Source organism: Microbacterium paludicola, from assembly GCF_039529675.1.
In the GTDB taxonomy this organism is placed as follows: Bacteria; Actinomycetota; Actinomycetes; order Actinomycetales; family Microbacteriaceae; genus Microbacterium; species Microbacterium paludicola.
Genome location: NZ_BAAANG010000003.1, coordinates 211,700 through 231,303, shown reverse-complemented (window position 1 = coordinate 231,303; position 19,604 = coordinate 211,700). Strand labels below are relative to the sequence as shown.

Sequence of the window (19,604 nt, the reverse complement as noted above, 5' to 3'; positions counted from 1 at the left end):
CTGGACGTACGACTCCCACCACGACCGGCGGTACACGGGAGCGGCGATGACGTCGTGGTAGAGCGGCCAGATCGTGCCGTTGGCGAAGCCCTCGTAGTACGACTCGATCTCGGCAGCGCTCAGCGGCACGGGCACGAGTCGGGCGCCCTCGAAGTCGAACGGCTCGATGTCGAGGTCGGGCTGGCCGCCCCATCCCACCCACGCGCGGTCGGGCTTGCGCATGACGGGCTCGAGGGCGGTGACGAGACCGCCGGGCGACCGCCGCCAGCTCTCCTCGCCATCCGGCGCGATCACCCGGTCGACGGGAAGGCGGTTGGCGACGACGACGAGATCTGCGCGAGACATATCGGCTCCTCCTAGGGGCTCCTTTTCACGGTATCAGCGGGGCCTTTCCGCGGCGGGCCCGGCGACCGGGGCTTGACGGCGCATGCCCCGGCGGTTATGGCCGCGTGCCATGGGCACCGTCTCCCGCGCAAGCCCCTGCACGCGGATGGCCCGGCCGCTAGCGTGGTGCCATGGCACTGCGCAAATACCTCAGCGGCACCGGACTGATCGGCACGCTCACGAGCGGCTACGCGCTGCTGCGCGGCGCGAACGCCCAGAAGTTCACCTGGCGCACCGGTCTCGGCTGGGTGAGCTGGGGCATCACCCTCGCGCTCACGATCGGCACGATCATCGACATCCGCAACGCCAGCCGCGGCCGCACCGTGTCGGAGGACTCCCCCATCCACGGCAAGGAGGCGAAGTACTACTCGCCCCGGGATGCCGAGAAGGAGCTCGCCAAGCGCCGTCGCTGACGTCGGCGCCCGCGCGGCGTGCGAATCAGGTGATGCCGCGGGTGAAATCGATCACGGTTCGACCGAACCGCGCGTCCGCGCCCACCGGAATCCTCACTGTGCGGCATATCGTTGCCTCACCGCAGATGGATTCGGGCAGAGGGATCCCCCCTCCCTCCGGTCACCCCCGACCCGCCCGACTGCGCGCTCGACGGCAGTGTCGATGGATCCTGTGACCCGGCAGGTCAATCCGCGACGCCTCGGCAGCGACCGAGGCAGCTGCTCGAGATCTCTCGATGAGTGCTCGGCGTGAGCCGGCCTGTAGAGGAGCAGACGATGATCGAAACCCTTGAGATCACATCCGTGAGGCTCAGCGACATGGTCGCGGAGCGCATCGCCGATGCGATCATCGACGGCACGATGCCCGCGGGCGCCCGCGTCCGGGACAACGAGCTCGCGCAGCAGCTCGGCGTCTCCCGCATGCCCGTGCGCGAGGCGCTGCAGCGCCTGCAGCGCGTCGGCCTGATCGAGACGGCGGCAAGCCGGTACACGCGGGTGACGGAGGTGTCGCCCGACATGGTGCAGTCGACCCTCGAGTTCGCGGCGCACTACCTGAGCTCGGTCGTCGGGATGGCGCTCCCCCGCATGGACGAGGCACAGCGCCAGGAGGCGGCGGCGGGGATCGACCAGATCATCACGCGCATGATGGCCACCGACGCAGGTCTCGTCGCTCAGCGCGAGCTGCAGGCACTGCTTCTGTCCTACGCCGGAAACAAGTTCATGGAGATCGTCTCGGTCGACCTGGGAATGGCGATCCAGCGCAATCTCGCCGCTGGAGGCGCCGACGACTCGGCGGCCGGCAACCTCCCGTACCTCACGAGCATGCGCGACGCCGTGCGCGCAGGCGACGCGGACGGGGCCGAGCGGATCATCCGCGCGCACTTCGGCGTCGACGGCTGACGTCAGAGAAGTCCCTGCTCGCGGGCGACGCTCAGCAGCTCGCTGCGGCGCGAGACCCCGAACTTCCGGTAGATCGCCTGCAGCTGGCTCTTGACGGTGTTCGGCGACACCTCCAACCGCGCGGCCGCCTCGGCGACCGACCTGGCCGAGCCGATCATCTCGAGCACCCGGCGCTCCTGCGGCGTGAGGGCGGCGAGCGTGACGGTCGGCTGCGGTCGTCGCATGTGGTGCTCCGTGAGGGAGGCGAGGCTCGGGCTGTCCTCCGATCGCTCGACAAGCCCGCGGAGGTCGTCGAACTCGGCGCTTCCGATGAGGCCGAGCGCGACCGGCAGCGTGTGGCGGTCGGCGAGTGCGACCGCGCGGCCGAACGACTCGCGCGCGGCATCCCTGGCTCCCGCGCGCAGCTGCGCGACCGCGAGCGCCGCCCGTGCCTCGATCACGAACCGCGGCATCGCCCCGCCCTCCTCGATCGCCGCCATGGCCGACATCTCGGCGCCGTGGAGGTCGCCCGCCTGAAGCAGCGCTGAGGCCCGGCGGGCTTCGGCGTACAGCGGCAGCCGAGCGCCGGCGGGTGCCTGCAGCAGCTTCAGGGCGCGGGCGGGGCGGCCATCGAGCAGCAGGCGGTATGACTCGGCGTACGCCAGCGCACCGGCGTTGACGGGCGTCGCGAGCAGACCGGGAGGCGACGTCTCGCAGTTGCGCGCGAGCTCGCTGCGTGCACGCTCGATCTCGGTCGGCCCCAGGTGGACCGCGTACATCACGGCTGCGGCGGCGACGATGATCCGGTGGTCGTAGAGGTGGTCGCCCGACAGCGCGACCAGCGCCGCGAGCGCCCCGCGGAAGTCCAGTGCGTCTGAGCGTCGCATCGACTGGGCGAGGCGCGCGGGAGACGACACGCCACCGCTCGCGCGGTGGACGGCCGCCGCGCGCTCGAGCCAGTGCGCCGTGGCGTCGGCGCGCCCCGCGAACGAGTTGAGCCAGGCCATCTCCGCGGCGGCGCGGGCGGCGATCTCGTAGTCCTCGCGGATGAACGCCGACGAGTAGGTCTCCTCGAGCTGGGCTTCCGGCTGCGTGTCCCACCCGGAGCGCTCGACCGGGCCGCCCACGACGAAGGCGAGCGCCCACTCGAACATGAGGCGAGGCGCGGACGCCGGTGGCTCCTCACGCGCCGCCGCGCGGCGATATTCGTCGCGGGCTTCGAAGGCGCACTCGACGGCTCGCGCGACGTCGCCCGCCAGGCGTGCCGAACGGCTCCGGGCCGTCAGCTCGGCGACGCGGCGCCAGGCCGGATCCTTCGCCAGGCTCGCCCTCCGGATAGAGGGCGACGAACGGTAAGGGAGCTGGAGGTGCAGCTGCTGCCAGTGCGGTCGACCGAGCAGCATTTCGGGGGGAACCGCCTCGGCGATGGCCCTGAGCGCCGTCGGATGCTCGTGGAGCATCACGTCCCAGTTCCTGTCGGCGAGCGCGACGGCATCCGCCCATGCGGCTTCGGCGAGCGCGCGGAAAGCCTGGGCCGCGAGCGGCGGGACGCTCACACCAGCCCCCGTCGTCGCGCCGCCACCAGGAGGTCGCGCCGGTCGTGCACGCCGAGCTTGAGGTAGAGCATGCGCAGCTGCGTCTTGACGGTGTTCACCGAGACCATAAGCCGGGCCGCTGCCTCGGCGACCGTGATCCCCTCGGCGAGCACCGCCAGCACCGTGCTCTCCCGCGCGCTCAGTCGCGGTCCCTCGGGGCCGGGTGTCGACGCGATCGGCGCATCGGCCACCGCGAGCGCGAGATAGCGGCGAGGATGCCGCTGGGGAAGCAGCGCCGCGAGTTCGCGCAGGTCGTCGGCCGGCAGGATCGCGAGCGAGATGAGCAGCCGGTGCTCGGCGACGAGCTCGAGGGCCTCGCTGAACGTCTCCGCGGCCGCGCGCTCCTCACCGCGTCGCAGCAGCAGGATCGAATGGACGGCGAGCGCGTGGACGCGCATTCTCGGCCAGCGGCTGCCCTCGGCGAGGAAGCGGGTGGTCATCGCGTAGGCGCGCTCGTCGTCGCCGAGCTGGTGAAGGGCGGCGGCGGCCCGACCCGACCCGATCTCACCGGACACTCGCTCGGTGGCGCCGATGGCCTGCACGGCGAGCGCCGCCTGTCCCGAGCGCAGGTACAGGCGCGTCTGCGCCACTTCGAGCATCGCCTCATTGAGGTGCGCGGCAGCCCAGCCGTCGTGGAAGGTGTCGGTCTCTGCGCGCAGGTGGGCGAGCGTGGTGGCCGGGTCGAGCTCCGGGTCGTGGGCGTCGATCAGCGCGCGGACGGCGCACAGCAGCAGCGCGTGATCCCGAGCGTCCCCGACCGCGGCGAGCTCGGCCCGCGCGCCCGCCAGATCGAGCTCGTCGAGCAGCAGTTGGGCTCGCGCGATGCGGTCGGTGTGCGTCGTGTGGTGCACCGTCGGGTGCTCCGCGCGGAGGCGGGCGATCCGGCCCAGCCAGGCGAGCGCCTGCGCCCGCTTCCCCGTGAGGGTCACGAGCCAGGCGAGCTCGGCCGCGGCGTTGATCGCCGCGCGCGGATGCCCCTCCTGCTCGGCGGCCTCGAAGGAGCGCGTGAACATCGTGATCGCGTCGGATCCTCGCCCGGCGAAGAGTGCGACGAGAGCCCACTCGTGGTGAAGATCGGCCAGGATCAACCGCGCGCCGGCGCGCTCGGATTCCGGGGCCGCGGCGAGCTCTGCCTGCGCACGCGCGACCCACCGCGCGGCGTCCTCGAGCCGACCACGGAAGCGAGCGGCCGCGGCGTACGCGGTCTGCACGGCGAGGCGGTCGATCAGGCTGTCGCTCCGGCGCAGCGGCGGGAGCACACCTCCCCACAGGCTCGGCCGCAGTCGGCCGAAGAACGTGTGCGCAAGCACCTGGCGGGTCACCGCCCAGAGCGGTCGCGCGCGCAGCACGTCGTCGGGCAGCGAGTCGGCGACGGTGCGCTTCACCTCGAGGCGGAAGCTCGAGAGGTACGACCAGTGCGCCTCGCTCAGCTCGATCGCCCGGAGATGATCGCCGTCCGCGAGCGCGCGGAAGATCGCGCTGACGCGGGGATCCTCCCCCTGCCTCATCGGCATGCGATCGTCATTCCTTCACTCGGCGGATCGACGCGTCGCGACCGGCGACACGCCCGAGGATTCTATGGTGCACCCCTGAGCGGCGACCCCCACATCCCCGCCCGTAGGCTCCTTTTCGTGGTCACCATCGACGTCGCTCTGCCCGGGACGCTCGCCGCCGACTCGATCGTGCGCGCCTACATGCAGGACGTCGCGTCGCGGTGGTACGGACGGCCCGCGACGGAGGAGGAGATCGAGCAGGCCCTGCGCGACGAGCCGTACGACGACCTGCAGGCCCACACCGGCGTGTTCCTGGTCGCGACGGAAGACGGCCGTCCGGTCGGCTGCGCGGGCGTGCGATTCCTCGATGACGTCGCGGAGCTGACGAAGGTCTTCACGCTGCCGAGCCAGCGCGGCAGGGGTGTCGGCTCACAGCTGCTGCGGGCCGCCGAGCAGGAGTGCCGGGACCGCGGGATCCGCACTCTCCGCCTCGACACCCGCGCGGAGCTGCGCGAGGCGTGCGCGCTCTACGAGCGCTCCGGGTTCGTGCGCGTGCACCCGTTCAACGACGAGCCGTACTCCGACCGCTGGTACAGCAAGACCTTGGAGGCGTGACCCGCGTCGAGAACGGAAGAAGCCCCGACGCATCGTGACCGATACGTCGGGGCTTCTTGCTTGTGCACCCCCAGGGACTTGAACCCTGAACCCACTGATTAAGAGTCAGTTGCTCTGCCGATTGAGCTAGAGGTGCATGTTCCAGAGGCGAAGTTTCGCGCTCCCGAACCGAGGGACTACGTTACCAGCCGGGACCGCTTCGCGCGAATCGGGGCGGCAGGTCCCGCTCTCCGGGCGTGTCACCACGCCGTCGACGGGCGGCGATAGGATGGCCGCCCTGGCATACGCGCCTCTCCTGCCCCCGAAGGAGTCAAGTGGCCGCTCTCATCCACATCCTTGTGAGGCAGGGTGCCCTGGCGCGGGAACGCGCTCTGGAGCTCGCCGGCTCCGATCGCGACGAGCTGCAGCGGCTGCGCGAGCTGCTCGAATCGGGCGAGCTTGGCTGAAGGCCCTGGACGGGATCACCTCGGTCGAGGAGATCCTGCGGGTCGTGGCCTGATCAGAACGGCGCGTCCAGGCCCATCCTGAGGTCGGGCATGGGCACCTCGGCGAGGGCTTCGAACCGCACCATCGGAGTGGGTTTGTACGCGTAGGCGCGACCCGCGGGTGACACGTACTCGAGCAGACCGTCGCGGCCTTGGCGCGTGCGCCAGGGCGAGTGATGCTTCAGCCTGTGATGCGCTTCGCAGAGGTGGGCGAGGTTGGTCACCGCCGTCGGCCCGTCCTCCGAGTACGGAACCGTGTGGTCGACGTCGGATCTTCGTGCGGGTTGTCGACAGCCGGGGAAGCGGCAGTGCTCATCTCTCGCCGTGAGGAACCGGCGCTGCGCGGCGGTCGGGGTGTACGCGTCGACGGAGAGCAACGCCCCGGTCTCGCAGTGCTGCCACAGGCGGGACCAGGTGGGAGCGCTCGCGGCGAGACGGCGGGCGGTGTCGGGGTCGATCGGGCCGTACCCGGCGAGGAACGCCGCACCGTCGCCGATGCCGTCGTCGTCGGTGAGGGTGTCGGTGGGGATGGTGACCTGGATGACGGCGCGGATGGCATCCACCCCCTCGCCTGCCGTGGGCGTGCCGGTGAGGACCATGTCGATGAGCAGGTCGGCGCGGTGGTGGTCGAGGGTGCGACCGTCGACGTCGCCGGCGGCACGGGCGATGGCCTTGTTCTTGGTTCCCATCTGGGTGACCCGGTCGTGCATCGCGTAGATGAACGCGGCAGGGCCGACGATCAGCAGCTGCGCCATGCCGTCCTCCAGCGGGGAGGCCCACACGCCACGCGTGGCCATGGCTTCCTCGTGCCGCGCGGCGATCGGCAGCGGGTCGATCCGCTCGGCCACGGCCTTGACCAGTGCGCGCAGCTGACCGACGGTCGTGGCCGCCGCGCGGGGAAGGACGATGCTCTCGTATTCGGCGCGGGAGTCGTCATCCAGCCGGTCGCCCGCGGCGAGGATCACCTTCGCATGGGCCTCGGTGATGCGCCCGTCCTGCAGCGCGGTGAAGGTGGCGGGGAACTCTGTGACCAGGGTGAGCGCGCCGGACATCCGGTTGCGGATCGTTCCGTCCGGGATCCGCGCCGCCGCACCGAGTTCTGCCGCCATGGACCGGGTGGCGAAGTCGTACTCCGACTCCGATCCGCTGCGCCTCGCCTGGGCCGCCGCGATCTGGGCGAGGCCCACCAGTGCGGATGCCTGGCGCGCACGCAGGCGTGCGATCTGCGCCTCGGCGTCGACGTATTCGTCGACCAGCGCCGACGTGCGGGCGTTCTCTTCGTCCGTGGGGATCCACGGAGCCGGAGCGATCGCCTGGGAGGTCATGAGGTGATTCTTCCAGGGGCCACCGACATTCCAGGTGAGGAAAAGGGCTGATCCGGGGTATGAAATCAGAAGGGATCAAACGCGGGCTGTGGACGAGAGACCCGAGCGACTGAGAGTGGCGGCGCCGTTGGCCGGCTTGGGCGTTTCGACTCGCTGCGCTCGCTCAACGCGACGTGCTGGGCGTCTCCGCCACGGCGCTGCTCGACGGATTCGTGTGGGCGCTGCCCGAGTGACGATCGCCGGATGACACGCCGGATGACGCACCGTGTTCCGCCGTCCGGACCCGGTGGGAGGCGCCGTTATCCTGAGAGCGTGACTCCCCCGGCGTCGGCCACCTCCCTTCCGCACGGCGATCCCGACGCCGACCTGCAGCTCGCGCTGCGGCTCGCCGACGCGGCCGACGCCGAGACCCTGCCGCGGTTCGACGCCGCCGACCTCGACGTGTCGCTCAAGGCCGACAGGTCGCACGTGACCGACGCCGACCTCGCGGCCGAGCGCGCGGTGCGCGCCCTGCTCGCGGAGCACCGCCCCGGCGACGGCGTGTTCGGCGAGGAGTACGGCTCGGACGCGCCGACGTCGCGCCGCTGGATCATCGACCCGATCGACGGCACCGCCAACTTCCTGCGCGGCGTCCCGGTATGGGGCACGATGATCGGGCTGCAGATCGACGGCGTCGTGCGCCTCGGCGTGGTCAGCTCGCCCGCGCTCGGGCGCCGTTGGTGGGGTGCCGAGGGTCTCGGCGCCTGGACGAACACCCCCGAGGGTGAGCCGCGTCCGATCCGGGTGTCGACGGTGTCGACGCTCGACGAGGCGAGCGTGAGCTTCCAGAGCATCGCGCAGTGGGACCGCGCCGGACACCTCGACGCGCTCATCGCGCTCACCCGCGGCGTCTGGCGCGACCGCGCCTACGGCGACATCTGGTCGTACATGCTGCTCGCCGAGGGCCGGCTCGAGATGGTCGGCGAGTTCGACGTCAAGGAGTACGACCTCGCCGCCGCCGCCGCGATCGTCACGGCCGCGGGCGGCCGGTTCTCGTCGTTCGACGGCGAGCCCACGATCGCCGCGGGCTCCGCGGTCGCGACCAACGGCATCCTGCACGACGCGATCCTCGACATCCTGCACGGCCGTTCGGGGCCCTCATGACCCTCGCTCGCCGCGCCACGGCGCTCGCGCTGGCGGTCGCGGCGACGCTCGCCCTCGCCGCATGCGCGCCGACCTCGCCCGTCGATCCGCAGGCGAGCGCTCCGGCAGGCGGCGAGCAGCTGTCGGATCCGACCATGCCGCCGACGTGCGAGACGATCCTGCCCGAGACCCTCGTCGCCGACTTCGAGAGCTACGGCCTGGTGCCGGTCGAGGAGCCGTTCAGCTTCGGCGATCCGGCGACCACGAGCATCCCCGACGGCGTCGAGTGCAAGTGGGGAAACGCCGACATCGCGACGGATCACGGCGTGCAGCTCTTCGGCTGGGCGCCGATCGACGCCGCCGGCACGGAGAAGTGGGTCACCTACCTCACCGAGCAGGGCTGGACGCGCACCGAGGGCGACGGCCTGATCTACCTGAGCGACCCGTTCGAGGGCGTCGAGGGCGTGACCTACGCCTTCGCCGATGGCTACGTGGTGCTCGCCGACAGCAAGGAGTTCGTCCAGCTCGTCCGCCCGCGCTGACGCGCCTCTGCCACGCGCAGGCGCTCCGGTCAAGCCGGAAGCGCAATCCTCTCCGGCCGCGTTACATGGTCATCCCAAGACCACGAGCGGTAACGGAGAGGAAGACCGATGTCGCAGAACTATGGTGCGGTGCCGCCGTCCACGCCGACGGGATACGGATCCGAGTCGGACACGACGGCATATGGATCGGACGCGTCCGGCCACGACTCGTCGGGCAAGACCGAGGCGGCGAAGCAGGAAGCCGCAGAGGTGAAGGACACGGCCAAGGCCGAGGCGGGACACGTCGTCGACACCGCGAAGGAGGAGGCCTCGACGGTCGCGCACGAGGCCAAGACCCAGGCGAAGCAGGTCTATGCGCAGACGCGGCAGGAGCTGAGCGAGCAGGCCGCGACGCAGCAGCAGCGGGTCGCCGAGGGGCTTCGCTCCATCGGGGACGAGCTGCAGGCGATGGCCCGCGGATCCGAGAACCGCGGCATGGCGACCGAGTTCGTCGAGCAGGCCTCCGCCCGCCTGACGGATGCGTCGTCCTGGCTGTCCGACCGCGATCCGGGCTCGCTGCTGAACGAGGTCAAGTCGTTCGCACGTCGCAAGCCGGGCGTCTTCATCGCCGGCGCGCTCATCGCCGGCCTCGCCGCCGGACGCCTCACGCGCGCCCTGGCGGAGAACGCCAAGGACGAGCAGGGCTCCACGGGCACCGGGACGGGCGCCGCGAACCCCACGCCGGGTGGCGAGGGCGCGCGCGGCGGCTTCGGCTCGGGCACGCCGAGCCCGGCGGGCATGGCGACGGCGGTGGATCAGTCGGGCACCGGAGCCGCGTACGGTGCGGGGGCTGCGGGCGTCGCCGCGACGGCCGGCACCGGGTATGGCGAGGCCGCGGGTACCGGCTACGACGGCACGTCGGGCACCGGCTACGGCCAGGCCGAGACCGCCGGCACCGGCTACGGCGAGGGCACCGGATACACCCAGAGCACGGGCTACGGCTCGAGCGCGGAGACGGCGGAGTACCCGGCGGCCGGGCTCGACGATCCCGCGGCGTACCCCACGGAAGGCGCCGAGGGCGAGCCCACGCCCATGTACGACGAGTCGCGTGCCGCGAACCCTGCCGGCGAGCCGGGCTTCACGCCCCCTGGGGAGGCGAACGATGGTCGATGAGCACACTCCCTCCGAGCAGAAGGCGGCCTCGACGTCGCTGGGCGATCTGCTCGGCGAGGTGACGCAGGACCTCTCGGTGCTGATGCGCCAGGAGATCGCACTGGCGAAGGCCGAGCTGAAGGAGTCGGCCACCAAGGCGGGCACCGGCGCGGGGATGATGGGCGGCGCCGGATACGCGGCGCTGATGGCCGTCTTCTTCCTGTCGGTGGCCCTCTGGTGGGGAATCGGACAGCTCACCGGCCTCGGCTGGTCGGCCGTGATCGTCGCCCTCCTCTGGGCGGTGATCGCCGCGGTCCTGTTCCTCGTGGGCCGCAACAAGATCAAGGAAGTGAAGGGCGCTCCGCGCACCGCGGAGACGCTCGGGAAGATCCCGGACGCCCTGAAGAGAAATGAGGAGAACCGATGACCGATTCGCCTGAGGCGATCCGCGCCGAGATCGAGCGCACTCGCCGTGAACTCAGCTACGACGCCGACGCCCTTGTCGACAAGGTGACGCCCTCGAAGGTCGTGCACCGTCAGACCGACAAGATCAAGGGCGCCTTCGGTTCGGTCCGCGAACGCATCATGGGAAGCGCGGACGACGCCGGCTCCTCGCTCCAGGACGCGAGCTCGTCCGTGAAGGACGCGACGCACCGGGTTGCCGCGAAGGCGGAGGGCAACCCCCTCGCCGTGGGCGTCATGGCCTTCGCCGCCGGTCTGCTCGTGTCGTCGCTGATCCCCGCCTCCGAGAAGGAGAAGCAGCTCGCCGACGACGTGAAGGACCAGGCGCAGCCGCTCGTCGACGAGGCGAGGCAGGTGGCTCAGCAGGTCGGGCAGGATCTGAAGGAGCCGGTGCAGGATGCCGCGACCGCCGTCAAGGACACCGCGACGGATGCCGCATCCCACGTCCGCGACGACGCGCAGGATGCCGCCGGCACCGTCCGCGACCGCGCGGACGAGGCGCGCGGAAACGTCAGCGGGGCCTGAGCCGCGACGACCACAGGAGGGGCGACGAGCGATCGTCGCCCCTCCTTCTGCGTGCAGAGTGCGCGTGGTGCCGCGTCAGGGCGCGACGGGATAGTGCGACGCGACGGCGATGCGGTTCCACGCGTTGATCTCGACCACGAGCCAGACGATCGCCGAGATCTGCGCCTCGTCGAGGAACGCGGCGGGATCGATGCCGCGGTCGGGAAGGCGTCCGCTGTCGCTCTGCAGGGTGACGTCCTCCGCGAGCTGGAGGGCGGCCCGCTCGGCGTCGGTGAAGTACTGCGACTCCCACCAGGCGGCGAGCACCGCGAGGCGGTCCGCCGTCTCTCCGGCCTTGATCGCATCGCGGGTGTGCATGCGCAGGCAGAACGCGCAGCCGTTGAGCTGGGACGCGCGGATCTTCACCAGCTCGATGAGCCTCGGCTCGAGCTCGGCGCCAGCCGACGCGGCGTGCACCGCCTGGCTGAGGGCGAGCATCGCCTTGTACGCCTCGGGGTGCGTCTTGGAGATGTTCACGTGGGGCATTTGTTCCTCTCCGCCGTGCCGTCCGGCACGGTCTCACCCACAGGACGGCGGGGCGCCCCGGAATGTGAGGTCAGGACCACATCCGCAGCTTGTGGGGGTTCGAGACCATCCGGAGGGCGGTGATCCGGCCCCCCTCCACCTCGATCGTGACGACGCTGTGGATGCGGCCCTCGGTCCAGAGCGCGAACCCGAGGCCGTCGGCGGTCGGCTGCTCGGTGACCTCCACATCCGGGTTCTTGCGGAGCACGCCGAGCACAAAGCGTCCGACGTGATCCGATCCGTGCACGGGACGCCGGGCGGCCCGGACGACGCCCCCGCCGTCGGAGTGGAACACAACGCTCGGGTCGAGCACCGCGACGAGCGCGTCGAGGTCGCCGCGCTGGGCGGCGGCCGCGAACGCGCGCACAACGCGGTCGTGCTCGTCGCGGGGCACCGTCCGCGCCCGCGCCTGCTGCGTCCGGCGGCGCGCGGAGGTCGCGAGCTGGCGACAGGCTGCGGGGCTGCGCCCGACGATCTCGGCGATCTCGACGAAGGGCAGCGCGAACACGTCGTGCAGGATGAACACCACCCGTTGGGCGGGCGTCATCGACTCGAGCACCACAAGCAGCGCCGTGCTGACGCTGTCGTCGAGCGTGACACGATCGAGCGGATCCGGAGTGGGCTGTGCGAAGGCCGACGCGGGCACCGGCTCGGGAAGCCACGGTCCGACGTAGCGCTCCCGTCGCGCGCGGGCCGAGGTCAGCATGTCGAGGCACACGCGGCTCGCGACGCGCGTGAGCCAGGCCCGCGGCACCTCGATCTCGGCGCGGTGTGCCTCGCTCATCCGGTACCAGCGCGCGTAGGTCTCCTGCACGGCGTCCTCGGCCTCGGCCACCGTGCCGAGCATCCGGAAGGCGAGCGAGACGAGGTGACGCCGCTCGCCGAGCACCTGCTCGTCGACCGTCGCCGCCGGATCCGTCACCTGGTCGTCCATTGGTTCATCCTCCTCGCCCTCAGGACGTCGCGACGCACGGATGTGTGAGGTGTCGCCGGATCGCGGGCCCGCGGATGGTCGCCCCGCCGTCCTGCCATGCCTGCCGCGTGGCGTCAAGCCGGAGGCGCGACGCGACCCGCTCGGGTTTCATTGGTGCATGAGCCCCGCGACCGATCATTCAGTGAACGACCAGAAGACCGCGCCTGATCCCGAGCACCCCGCGAAGCCCGACTCGATCGGCGAGATCGAGAAGCCGTCGTGGAAGTACGTGCTGAAGAAGACGTTCGCGGAGTTCAAGGACGACGAGTGCCAGGACCAGGCGGCAGGGCTCACCTACTACACGGTGCTGTCGGTGTTCCCCGCGCTCATCGCCGTGTTCTCGCTGCTCGGTGTCGTCGGCCAGGGCAAGGAGGCCGCGAACGCCGTGCTCGGCATCGTGGAGCAGGTCGCCCCGGATGCCGCGGAGGGCCTGAAGGGCCCGATCGAGGAGCTGGCAGGTTCCGGGGCCGCCGGGTTCGGGCTCGTCATCGGTGTGCTCGTGGCCATCTGGTCGGCCTCCTCCTACGTCGGCGCGTTCGCCCGGGCGATGAACCGCGTATGGGAGATCGACGAGGGGCGCCCGTTCTGGAAGCTGAAGCCCGCGCAGCTGGGCGTCACGCTGCTGGCGATCGCGCTCGTCGTCGTCGCGCTCATCCTGCTGATCGTGTCGGGGCCGATCGCGAAGGCGGTGGGCGAGGCGATCGGCATCGGCGAGGTCGGCCTGATGATCTGGCAGATCGCGAAGTGGCCCGTGCTCGCCTTCATCGTCGTGTTCTTCGTGGCCGTGCTCTACTACTTCACGCCCAACGCGAAGCAGCCGAAGTTCCGGTGGGTGAGCACGGGCGCGGTGATCGCCATCGTGGTGCTGGTGCTCGCCTCTCTCGGCTTCGGGATCTACGTCGCCAACTTCTCGAACTACGACCGCACCTACGGGTCGCTCGCGGGCGTCATCATCTTCCTGCTGTGGCTGTGGATCGCGAATCTGGCCCTGCTGTTCGGCGCCGAGTTCGACGCCGAGCTCGAGCGAGGGCGCCAGCTGCAGGGCGGGATCGAGGCCGAGGAGCGCATCCAGCTGCCGCCGCGCGACACCTCGCGGATCGACAAGAAGGCCGAGCGCGAGGAGAAGGAGCTCGCCGAGGCGCGCGAGATCCGCGAGAACGCCGGCGACCCGGACGACCGCGACCGCCGCTGATCCCGACGCGGCGCGTCAGGCGCTCGCGCAGCCGAAGGTGATGGCCCCGAACGCGGCCTCATCCGCCATCCGCGCGATCCGCGCGGGGTCGAGTTCCGGGTCGCCCGCGGAATCGAAGTCGAAGCGGACCTGCGTGTTCGGATGGATCCAGAGGGTGCTGCGCCCGGATCCGTCCGGGTGGCGCCACGACAGCGAGAAGCACTCCGCGCGGCGCAGCTTGGTGGTCATCACGAGCTTCAGGTGAGCAAGCTCGAGGTCGTCGACGACGATCGGCGTGTCGAATCCGTCATAGGTGAGGCGCCCCATGGCGCCCACGGTACGCGGTGCGACCGGGATTCCGCAGGCCCGCGGTGGGGATCCGATCAGACGATCGATGCCGATCAGCCCCGGGCCCAGGGCATCCGCTCCGACCGCACGGTCTCCCCCGTCTCGGCGGCGCGGCGGATGAGCAGGCCGAGGTGGTGATCCTGCGCGGCCTCGGCGAGGTCGTACACGGGAGGGCCGCCCCGCACGTGCGCGAGCATCCCGAGCAGCGCGCGGGCGATGCCGATCTCGTCCTCGGCGAGCCTCGCCGGCGCGAGCTCGTTGCGGAACAGCCACTGCCCGTCGAGCTGGTACCCCCGCAGGTACATCCCCTCATGGTTCCCGGGACCGCCGGCGTCGAGGCGCGTGATCTCGGAGCGGACGGGAGTGCGATGATCCCGCACTCGCCGCACCGTGGCGTCGCGCAGTTCGCCGTGCGAGCCGCGCAGCTGCAGCCGCGGCGTGCGGATCCACGAGCGGTACTGCTGCTCGTCGAAGTCGTACACGCCCAGCCGACCGCCGAAGTCGAGCCAGGCGAGCGTGCGCGTCGACGGCGCGATCCGCTCGTCCACCGGATCACCGGCGCGCTCGGGCCCCCACATCACCGGTGCCGCGGTGCGCATCGCGCCGATCGTGACGGGGTCGAAGCCGACCCCCAGCGCGCGCCGGATGACGCTCACGCCGTGGTACTCGTGGGCGATGGCGACGTCCGCCTGGGTCACCTGGCCGAGGAGGCCCGCCTGGGCCATGGCAAGCTGCGCCGTGACGAGCGGCTCGAGGTGATACTGCTCGGCGACCTGGATGACGGCCCCGCCCTCGACGAGCCGGTGCGGGTCGACGAGCCCCGCGACATCCGGAGCGGGCGGCGTCTCGACGAGCACGGCGCGGCCCGCGGCGGCGAGCGCGGCGACGATGCCCGGCGCCCTGTCCCCCTGCACCGCGACGAACACGAAGTCGGCCTCCACCTCGGCGGCGAGGGCGGCGGCATCGGTCCAGACCGGTACGCCGTGCTCGCGCTCGACGCCCTCGCGCCGCTCAGGACGCCGAGTGGCGATGCCCGTCAGCCGCAGGCGTTCCTCGAGCCGCCGCGCGACACGGGCGATGAGCCCCGCCCGGTAGCCGTCTCCGACGATGGCGAAGGTCCCGGGCGTCGTCGGCTGCATCCCGCCACCGTATTGAGTGCGCGCGTGTCGCGGCAACCGACCGGCCGGGAACGACGAAGCCCCCGCGATCCGGCGGGATCGCGGGGGCTTCGTTCAGTGCGACAACGTCCGTGGAGATGGGGGGAATCGAACCCCCGTCCATCGCTGAGTCTCTGGGGCTTCTCCGGGCGCAGTCTGTGAAAGCGTTCTGCTCGGCCCCGACCTTTGTCACAGACACCTAAGTCGACGGGCCCAGTCGAGAAAAAGTCCCGCGTGACGTCCCGACACCGTCACGCAGCAAGATCCCTAGATGACGCCAGAATCCGTGTCGGGATCACCCACGGTCTGACGGACTATCGGGCTCGCTTACGCAGCGAGGGCGAAGTCAGTGCGCTTGGAGTTGGCACTTATTGGTTTGCAGGGAGCGTTAACGAGATAACCCCGCATCCTCGGCCCGCTTCTCGCAGATTCGCAAGCAATGTCGAAACCGATCATCCCCGTGAATCCTTCGCGTGAAGGAGGCGCTGTCGCACTGTTGAGTTACCAGGCCCGCCTGATGGAGGGCCGCCCTCGGTGAAGAACACCGAGCATCACAGACTACAACGGATCGCCGCGCCGCGCCATTCCCGCTCCCCACCGACCGGCGCCGCGGGCCCGGGATCCCGGGCAGCGCGGGTGTTCTTCGCGACGGGCGCCACCCACTACTGTGAGCGCATGGCAGACCCGAGCCACGCCGCGTCGACGCGCCCCGACGCCGATGTCCCCCGCCGCGAGGGCGCGGCCGACCGCCTGGCGCAGATGATCCGGATCCCGACGGTCAGCGCCGAGTACGCCGCACGCGGCGCGACCCCGTTCGAGGAGTTCGTCGCGCTGCTCGCCGAGCTGTATCCGCGCGTGCACGATTCGCTGGAAGTCGAGCGGATCACCGACCTCGGGCTGCTGTACCGGTGGCGCGGCAGGAGCGACGCCTCCCCCGTTGTGCTCATGGCCCACTACGACGTGGTGCCCGCCGACGAGACCGACGGATGGACGCGTCGCCCGTTCGATGGCGTCGTCGCCGACGGCTGGGTGCACGGGCGCGGCGCCCTCGACGACAAGGGACCGCTGCTCGTCATCCTCGAGGCGGTCGAGGATCTGCTCGCGACGGGCTTCACGCCCGCACGTGACGTGTACGTCTCGTTCGGCGGCAACGAGGAGACCTTCGGCGACGCGGCGCGCGCGATCGCGCTGACGCTGCGCGAGCGCGGGATCGTGCCGTGGCTGGTCGTCGACGAGGGCGGCGCCGTCGTCGACTCTCCCCTGCCGTTCGTGAAGGGGCGTGCGGCGATGATCGGCGTCGGCGAGAAGGGAGTCGCGACGTTCCGGATCGAGGCGCAGGGCGACGGCGGCCACGCGTCCGCGCCGCGCGGCACCACCGCGATCGGGCGGATCGCCGCGGCCGTCGACCGCCTCGGCCCGGGCACCTTCCCGCCGCGGGTGACCACCGCGATCGCCCGGATGCTCGAGACCTTCGCGGGCAGGGCGACGGGCGCCTCTCTCCTGCTGCTACGCGTCCTCGCCGTCGCGAGGCCGCTCACCGCCCGGGTGTTCGCCGGCCTGGAAGGCGAGCCCGCGGCGCTCGTCCGCACCACGATCGCCGCGACCCTGCTCGACGGCGGATCGGCCGCGAACGTCCTTCCGGCTCGCGCGTCGGCGACGCTGAACGTCCGCATCCTCCCCGGTGAGACCGTCGCGGGGACGCTCGCGCGCATCCGCCGGCGCATCCGCGATCGAAAGGTGGAGGTCGAGGTGCTCGAGGGAAGCGACCCGTCGCCCGAGTCGCCCGTCGACGGCCCCGCGTTCGCCGCCGTGGCTGCGTCCGCGCAGGTGGCGTACCCCGACGCGCTGCCCGCGCCGTACCTGATGATGCAGGCGAGCGACGCGCGCCACTTCCACCGCTTCAGCCCGGCCGTCTACCGGTTCGCGCCGCTCGAGATGTCCGCGGCGCAGCGGGCATCCATCCACGGCGTGGACGAGCGGGTCGAGGTCGCCTCGCTCGAACGCGGCCGCGACTTCCACGTCGCCCTCATCGCGAACCTGACGGAGCACTCGTGAGCACCGCTGTCGTCCTCCCGAAGCCCCGGCTCGGCGCCCTCGCCGGGGTCGTCGGGTTCCTCGCGTTCGTTGAGTTCACGAGCGGCGTGCTGCAGGGGTACTACACCCCGATGCTCACCGACATCGCGCGGCACCTGGGCATCCACGATGCCGACGTGAACTGGCTCGAGGGCTCGCAGCTGATGCTCTCGGCGCTGGTCGTGCCGATCTTCGCGAAGCTCGGCGACATGGTCGGCCACAAGCGCATGCTGCTCGTGTCCACCGCGCTCACCGCCGCCGCCTCGTTCGCCCTGCCGTTCACCGACTCGTTCGCGGTGTTCCTCGTCGCCTGGGCGCTGCAGGGCTTCTACGTCGTCTGGCTGCCCCTGGAGATCGCGCTGATCTGGTCGCGATCCCGCGCGAGCGGTGCCGGATCCATCCTGACCGCGCGCGCCGCGGGCCTGCTCGTCGCCGCCCTCGAGGCGGGGGCCATCACCGGCGCCCTCGCCGGCGGCGCGCTGGTCGACGCGCTGCCTCTGTGGGTCGTGCTGCTCGTCCCGGCCCTCGCGGTCGCCGCGTGCTTCGTCGTCATCCTGTTCGGCGTCACCGAGTCGCCCGCTATCAGCGGCGGCAGGCTCGACACCACGGGGATCGTGCTGCTGACGCTCGCGCTGCTCGCGTTCACCGGCGGCCTGAGTCTGCTGCGCCTCGACGGCGGGCCGCTCGCCTGGGCGCTGGTGCTCGGCGGCGCGCTGCTGATCGTGCCGTTCGCGCTCTGGGAACTGCGGACAGAGGATCCGCTCATCGACGTGCGCATGTTCGTCGACCCCGCCCTGTGGCCGGTGTTCCTGACCGCCGGGCTGTTCGGCGTGAGCGTCCTCGGCGCGCAGGCGCCGCTGTCGACGTTCGCCCGCACGGATCCGGCCGTGCACGGATACGGGCTCGGCACGGCCGGCTTCGCGACGTCGGTGATCATCGGGCTGTACCTGATCGCGATGATCGCCGGTGCCCTGCTCTACCCCGTCGCCGCCCGCCTCGCGTCGCCGCGCGTGGCGCTGATCGGCGCGAGCGCGCTCGTCGGCGTCGGTTACCTGCTGTTCCTGCCGTTCCACGACACGTACGCGCAGCTCGTGACGAACATGGCCGTCGCAGGCGTCGGCTCGGGCGCGCTCGTCGCCGCGCTTCCCGCCGCGGCGGCGTCCGCGGCGCCCGCCTGGGCGACGGGACAGGCGACCGGCCTCACGAACGCCGTCAAGACCGTCGGCGGCGCCATCGCATCCTGCGTGTTCGGCATCGCCCTGCTGCAGGGTGCGGGGGCCGCGGCCGAGAGCACCGCGGGGTCGTTCGCGGGCTATGTCACCGTCTGGATCGTCTGCGGGGCGACGGGCCTCGCCGCCGCGGCCGCACTCACGGTCGTGCCGAAGGACGCGTTCACCGACCCGCGCGCGGAGACGCCTGTGGCGCCTCGCGGCTGATCTCCAGCGGCCGGCGCAGGATGATCCCGGGCAGGCCGCGGCGATCGGCCGTCGTGAAGACGAGCACGAGACTCACGAGGGCGAACAGGATGTCGAGCGGGCTCAGCAGGCCGAGCAGCTGGAAGCCGCCGATGCCCGCGAGGTAGCGGATCGCACCGGACACGTACACGGGTCCCGGCCCCGGCGCATAGCGCAGCTGCACCGCGTGGTCGCCGATCGTGCGGCCCGTCGCGAGGACCACGACCGCGCCGATCACAAACGGCACCGCGTACCCCACCCCGGCGAGCGCGGCCTGGTCGAGCTGCTCGAACGGCACCTTGAGCACATACAGCTGGACCGCGCGGATCGCGATGCCGGCGACTGCCGTCATCAGCACCGTCACCAGGGCGTCCGACACCATGCCGAGCAGGCGGCGTCCCACGGTCACGCGGGCCTCGGGCGCCGCGGCGGTGCGCGCGCGGCCGCGCGGCACAAACAGCGCCGCGAGGGCGCCGAGCAGGCCGCCGAGCGTCTTGGCGATCAGGTCGTCGACGTCGAAGAGGCGGTACGCGCAGGGGTACAGGCCGTAGATGCCGGTGACCTGGGTCACCTCGATCAGCAGGGAGACGGCGAGCGAGGTGACCGTGGCGAAGACCACGCCGCGGTTCCACAGCGCGCGCAGCAGGAACCCCGCGGGAAGGAACAGCGCGATGTTCAGCACCACCTGCTGCAGCGCGGGAGTTCGCAGCAGCGCGCCGATGCCCGACACGTCGTACGTCAGGATGTCGTGCACGAAGTTGCCCGGCACCAGCTGCACCGGAGAGCACTCGATCTCGTGCGTCTCGGGAAGGGGAAGCAGGGTGTAGGTCCACAGGGCGAAGCCGTAGACCAGC

The 19,604-nt window shown here is 71.4% G+C and carries 21 protein-coding genes, 1 tRNA gene and 1 other RNA gene; 12 read left to right on the top strand and 11 right to left on the bottom strand.

The window, feature by feature from the left end; all coding sequences use genetic code 11:
- Window positions 1–345: trehalose-6-phosphate synthase (locus ABD161_RS03870; RefSeq protein ID WP_343999851.1), on the bottom strand; the 345-nt coding region annotated here is incomplete at its 3' end.
- 170 nt (window positions 346–515) lie between these two features.
- Here ABD161_RS03870 and ABD161_RS03865 point away from each other — a divergent pair.
- Together ABD161_RS03865 and ABD161_RS03860 are read left to right on the top strand one after the other, a co-directional pair.
- Window positions 516–797 (top strand): hypothetical protein, encoded by a 282-nt coding sequence (locus ABD161_RS03865; protein WP_228066612.1) that lies wholly within the window; start codon window positions 516–518, stop codon window positions 795–797.
- 315 nt (window positions 798–1,112) lie between these two features.
- Window positions 1,113–1,736: a GntR family transcriptional regulator gene (locus ABD161_RS03860; protein ID WP_343999848.1), complete on the top strand. Its 624-nt coding sequence runs from the start codon at window positions 1,113–1,115 to the stop codon at window positions 1,734–1,736.
- 2 nt (window positions 1,737–1,738) lie between these two features.
- On the opposite strand, the gene ABD161_RS03855 is transcribed toward ABD161_RS03860, so the two are convergent.
- Entirely contained in the window at window positions 1,739–3,271 is a 1,533-nt protein-coding gene (locus ABD161_RS03855) for a LuxR C-terminal-related transcriptional regulator (RefSeq protein ID WP_343999846.1), read from the bottom strand.
- Window positions 3,268–4,818 carry a LuxR C-terminal-related transcriptional regulator gene (locus ABD161_RS03850; protein WP_343999844.1) on the bottom strand — a complete coding sequence of 517 codons (1,551 nt, stop codon included), beginning with the start codon at window positions 4,816–4,818 and terminating at the stop codon, window positions 3,268–3,270. Before ABD161_RS03850 ends, ABD161_RS03855 begins: the two co-directional genes overlap by 4 nt.
- A 123-nt stretch (window positions 4,819–4,941) precedes the next feature.
- On the opposite strand from ABD161_RS03850, the gene ABD161_RS03845 reads away from it, so the two are divergent.
- A complete protein-coding gene (locus ABD161_RS03845) occupies window positions 4,942–5,418 on the top strand; it encodes a GNAT family N-acetyltransferase (protein ID WP_343999842.1) in 477 nt (158 codons plus the stop codon).
- Window positions 5,419–5,481: 63 nt separating this feature from the next.
- Here ABD161_RS03845 and ABD161_RS03840 read toward each other — a convergent pair.
- Window positions 5,482–5,554 (bottom strand) — tRNA-Lys (locus ABD161_RS03840).
- 178 nt (window positions 5,555–5,732) lie between these two features.
- Here ABD161_RS03840 and ABD161_RS03835 point away from each other — a divergent pair.
- Entirely contained in the window at window positions 5,733–5,864 is a 132-nt protein-coding gene (locus ABD161_RS03835) for a hypothetical protein (RefSeq protein ID WP_343999840.1), read from the top strand.
- A gap of 53 nt (window positions 5,865–5,917) precedes the next feature.
- Here the strand turns inward: ABD161_RS03835 and ABD161_RS03830 are convergent, their stop codons facing one another.
- Window positions 5,918–7,228: an HNH endonuclease signature motif containing protein gene (locus tag ABD161_RS03830; RefSeq protein ID WP_343999838.1), complete on the bottom strand. Its 1,311-nt coding sequence runs from the start codon at window positions 7,226–7,228 to the stop codon at window positions 5,918–5,920.
- A gap of 312 nt (window positions 7,229–7,540) precedes the next feature.
- Between ABD161_RS03830 and ABD161_RS03825 the strand changes: the two genes are divergently transcribed.
- The 5 genes from ABD161_RS03825 (at window position 7,541) to ABD161_RS03805 (ending at window position 11,010) form a co-directional block, all read left to right on the top strand.
- Window positions 7,541–8,371: an inositol monophosphatase family protein gene (locus tag ABD161_RS03825; RefSeq protein WP_343999837.1), complete on the top strand. Its 831-nt coding sequence runs from the start codon at window positions 7,541–7,543 to the stop codon at window positions 8,369–8,371.
- On the top strand, window positions 8,368–8,892 hold the full coding sequence (locus ABD161_RS03820) for a hypothetical protein (protein WP_343999835.1): 525 nt from the start codon (window positions 8,368–8,370) through the stop codon (window positions 8,890–8,892). Before ABD161_RS03825 ends, ABD161_RS03820 begins: the two co-directional genes overlap by 4 nt.
- A gap of 108 nt (window positions 8,893–9,000) precedes the next feature.
- On the top strand, window positions 9,001–10,044 hold the full coding sequence (locus ABD161_RS03815; RefSeq protein ID WP_343999833.1) for a F0F1 ATP synthase subunit B family protein: 1,044 nt from the start codon (window positions 9,001–9,003) through the stop codon (window positions 10,042–10,044).
- Window positions 10,034–10,450, top strand: coding sequence for a phage holin family protein (locus ABD161_RS03810; RefSeq protein ID WP_343999831.1), 417 nt, complete (start codon window positions 10,034–10,036; stop codon window positions 10,448–10,450). Before ABD161_RS03815 ends, ABD161_RS03810 begins: the two co-directional genes overlap by 11 nt.
- Window positions 10,447–11,010: a DUF3618 domain-containing protein gene (locus tag ABD161_RS03805; protein ID WP_343999829.1), complete on the top strand. Its 564-nt coding sequence runs from the start codon at window positions 10,447–10,449 to the stop codon at window positions 11,008–11,010. The genes ABD161_RS03810 and ABD161_RS03805 overlap by 4 nt, the downstream gene beginning before the upstream one ends.
- Before the next feature lie 75 nt (window positions 11,011–11,085).
- On the opposite strand, the gene ABD161_RS03800 is transcribed toward ABD161_RS03805, so the two are convergent.
- On the bottom strand, window positions 11,086–11,535 hold the full coding sequence (locus ABD161_RS03800) for a carboxymuconolactone decarboxylase family protein (RefSeq protein WP_343999827.1): 450 nt from the start codon (window positions 11,533–11,535) through the stop codon (window positions 11,086–11,088).
- Window positions 11,536–11,605: 70 nt separating this feature from the next.
- A complete protein-coding gene (sigJ, locus tag ABD161_RS03795; protein ID WP_343999825.1) occupies window positions 11,606–12,508 on the bottom strand; it encodes an RNA polymerase sigma factor SigJ in 903 nt (300 codons plus the stop codon).
- A gap of 157 nt (window positions 12,509–12,665) precedes the next feature.
- Between sigJ and ABD161_RS03790 the strand changes: the two genes are divergently transcribed.
- Window positions 12,666–13,739 (top strand): YihY/virulence factor BrkB family protein, encoded by a 1,074-nt coding sequence (locus ABD161_RS03790; RefSeq protein WP_343999823.1) that lies wholly within the window; start codon window positions 12,666–12,668, stop codon window positions 13,737–13,739.
- Window positions 13,740–13,754: 15 nt separating this feature from the next.
- On the opposite strand, the gene ABD161_RS03785 is transcribed toward ABD161_RS03790, so the two are convergent.
- The 3 genes from ABD161_RS03785 to ssrA form a co-directional block, all read right to left on the bottom strand.
- The gene (locus tag ABD161_RS03785) at window positions 13,755–14,045 is read right to left on the bottom strand and encodes a DUF7882 family protein (protein ID WP_343999821.1); all 291 of its coding nucleotides are present in this window, start codon (window positions 14,043–14,045) and stop codon (window positions 13,755–13,757) included.
- A gap of 74 nt (window positions 14,046–14,119) precedes the next feature.
- On the bottom strand, window positions 14,120–15,205 hold the full coding sequence (locus ABD161_RS03780; protein WP_343999819.1) for a Gfo/Idh/MocA family oxidoreductase: 1,086 nt from the start codon (window positions 15,203–15,205) through the stop codon (window positions 14,120–14,122).
- A gap of 108 nt (window positions 15,206–15,313) precedes the next feature.
- Window positions 15,314–15,683, bottom strand: a transfer-messenger RNA (tmRNA) gene (ssrA, locus tag ABD161_RS03775).
- 215 nt (window positions 15,684–15,898) lie between these two features.
- Here ssrA and ABD161_RS03770 point away from each other — a divergent pair.
- Window positions 15,899–17,278, top strand: a complete 1,380-nt coding sequence (locus tag ABD161_RS03770) for a M20/M25/M40 family metallo-hydrolase (RefSeq protein ID WP_343999817.1) — start codon at window positions 15,899–15,901, stop codon at window positions 17,276–17,278.
- Window positions 17,275–18,732 (top strand): MFS transporter, encoded by a 1,458-nt coding sequence (locus ABD161_RS03765; protein ID WP_343999815.1) that lies wholly within the window; start codon window positions 17,275–17,277, stop codon window positions 18,730–18,732. Before ABD161_RS03770 ends, ABD161_RS03765 begins: the two co-directional genes overlap by 4 nt.
- Here ABD161_RS03765 and ABD161_RS03760 read toward each other — a convergent pair.
- Complete coding sequence (locus ABD161_RS03760; protein ID WP_344000109.1) at window positions 18,689–19,603, bottom strand: VanZ family protein; 915 nt, start codon at window positions 19,601–19,603, stop codon at window positions 18,689–18,691. The two genes, ABD161_RS03765 and ABD161_RS03760, sit on opposite strands and share 44 nt — an antisense overlap.
- Between the last annotated feature and the right edge of the window lies 1 nt (window position 19,604).

What these genes read in the sequence shown, in the direction of transcription:
- ABD161_RS03805 (WP_343999829.1), top strand. Translation starts at nt 10,447, where the DNA reads ATGACCGATTCGCCTGAGGCGATCCGCGCCGAGATCGAGCGCACTCGC.
- ABD161_RS03860 (WP_343999848.1), top strand. Translation starts at nt 1,113, where the DNA reads ATGATCGAAACCCTTGAGATCACATCCGTGAGGCTCAGCGACATGGTC.
- ABD161_RS03815 (WP_343999833.1), top strand. Translation starts at nt 9,001, where the DNA reads ATGTCGCAGAACTATGGTGCGGTGCCGCCGTCCACGCCGACGGGATAC.
- ABD161_RS03820 (WP_343999835.1), top strand. Translation starts at nt 8,368, where the DNA reads ATGACCCTCGCTCGCCGCGCCACGGCGCTCGCGCTGGCGGTCGCGGCG.
- ABD161_RS03780 (WP_343999819.1), bottom strand. Translation starts at nt 15,205, where the DNA reads ATGCAGCCGACGACGCCCGGGACCTTCGCCATCGTCGGAGACGGCTAC.
- ABD161_RS03810 (WP_343999831.1), top strand. Translation starts at nt 10,034, where the DNA reads ATGGTCGATGAGCACACTCCCTCCGAGCAGAAGGCGGCCTCGACGTCG.
- ABD161_RS03850 (WP_343999844.1), bottom strand. Translation starts at nt 4,818, where the DNA reads ATGAGGCAGGGGGAGGATCCCCGCGTCAGCGCGATCTTCCGCGCGCTC.
- ABD161_RS03785 (WP_343999821.1), bottom strand. Translation starts at nt 14,045, where the DNA reads ATGGGGCGCCTCACCTATGACGGATTCGACACGCCGATCGTCGTCGAC.
- ABD161_RS03770 (WP_343999817.1), top strand. Translation starts at nt 15,899, where the DNA reads ATGGCAGACCCGAGCCACGCCGCGTCGACGCGCCCCGACGCCGATGTC.
- ABD161_RS03800 (WP_343999827.1), bottom strand. Translation starts at nt 11,535, where the DNA reads ATGCCCCACGTGAACATCTCCAAGACGCACCCCGAGGCGTACAAGGCG.
- sigJ (WP_343999825.1), bottom strand. Translation starts at nt 12,508, where the DNA reads ATGGACGACCAGGTGACGGATCCGGCGGCGACGGTCGACGAGCAGGTG.
- ABD161_RS03865 (WP_228066612.1), top strand. Translation starts at nt 516, where the DNA reads ATGGCACTGCGCAAATACCTCAGCGGCACCGGACTGATCGGCACGCTC.
- ABD161_RS03790 (WP_343999823.1), top strand. Translation starts at nt 12,666, where the DNA reads ATGAGCCCCGCGACCGATCATTCAGTGAACGACCAGAAGACCGCGCCT.
- ABD161_RS03830 (WP_343999838.1), bottom strand. Translation starts at nt 7,228, where the DNA reads ATGACCTCCCAGGCGATCGCTCCGGCTCCGTGGATCCCCACGGACGAA.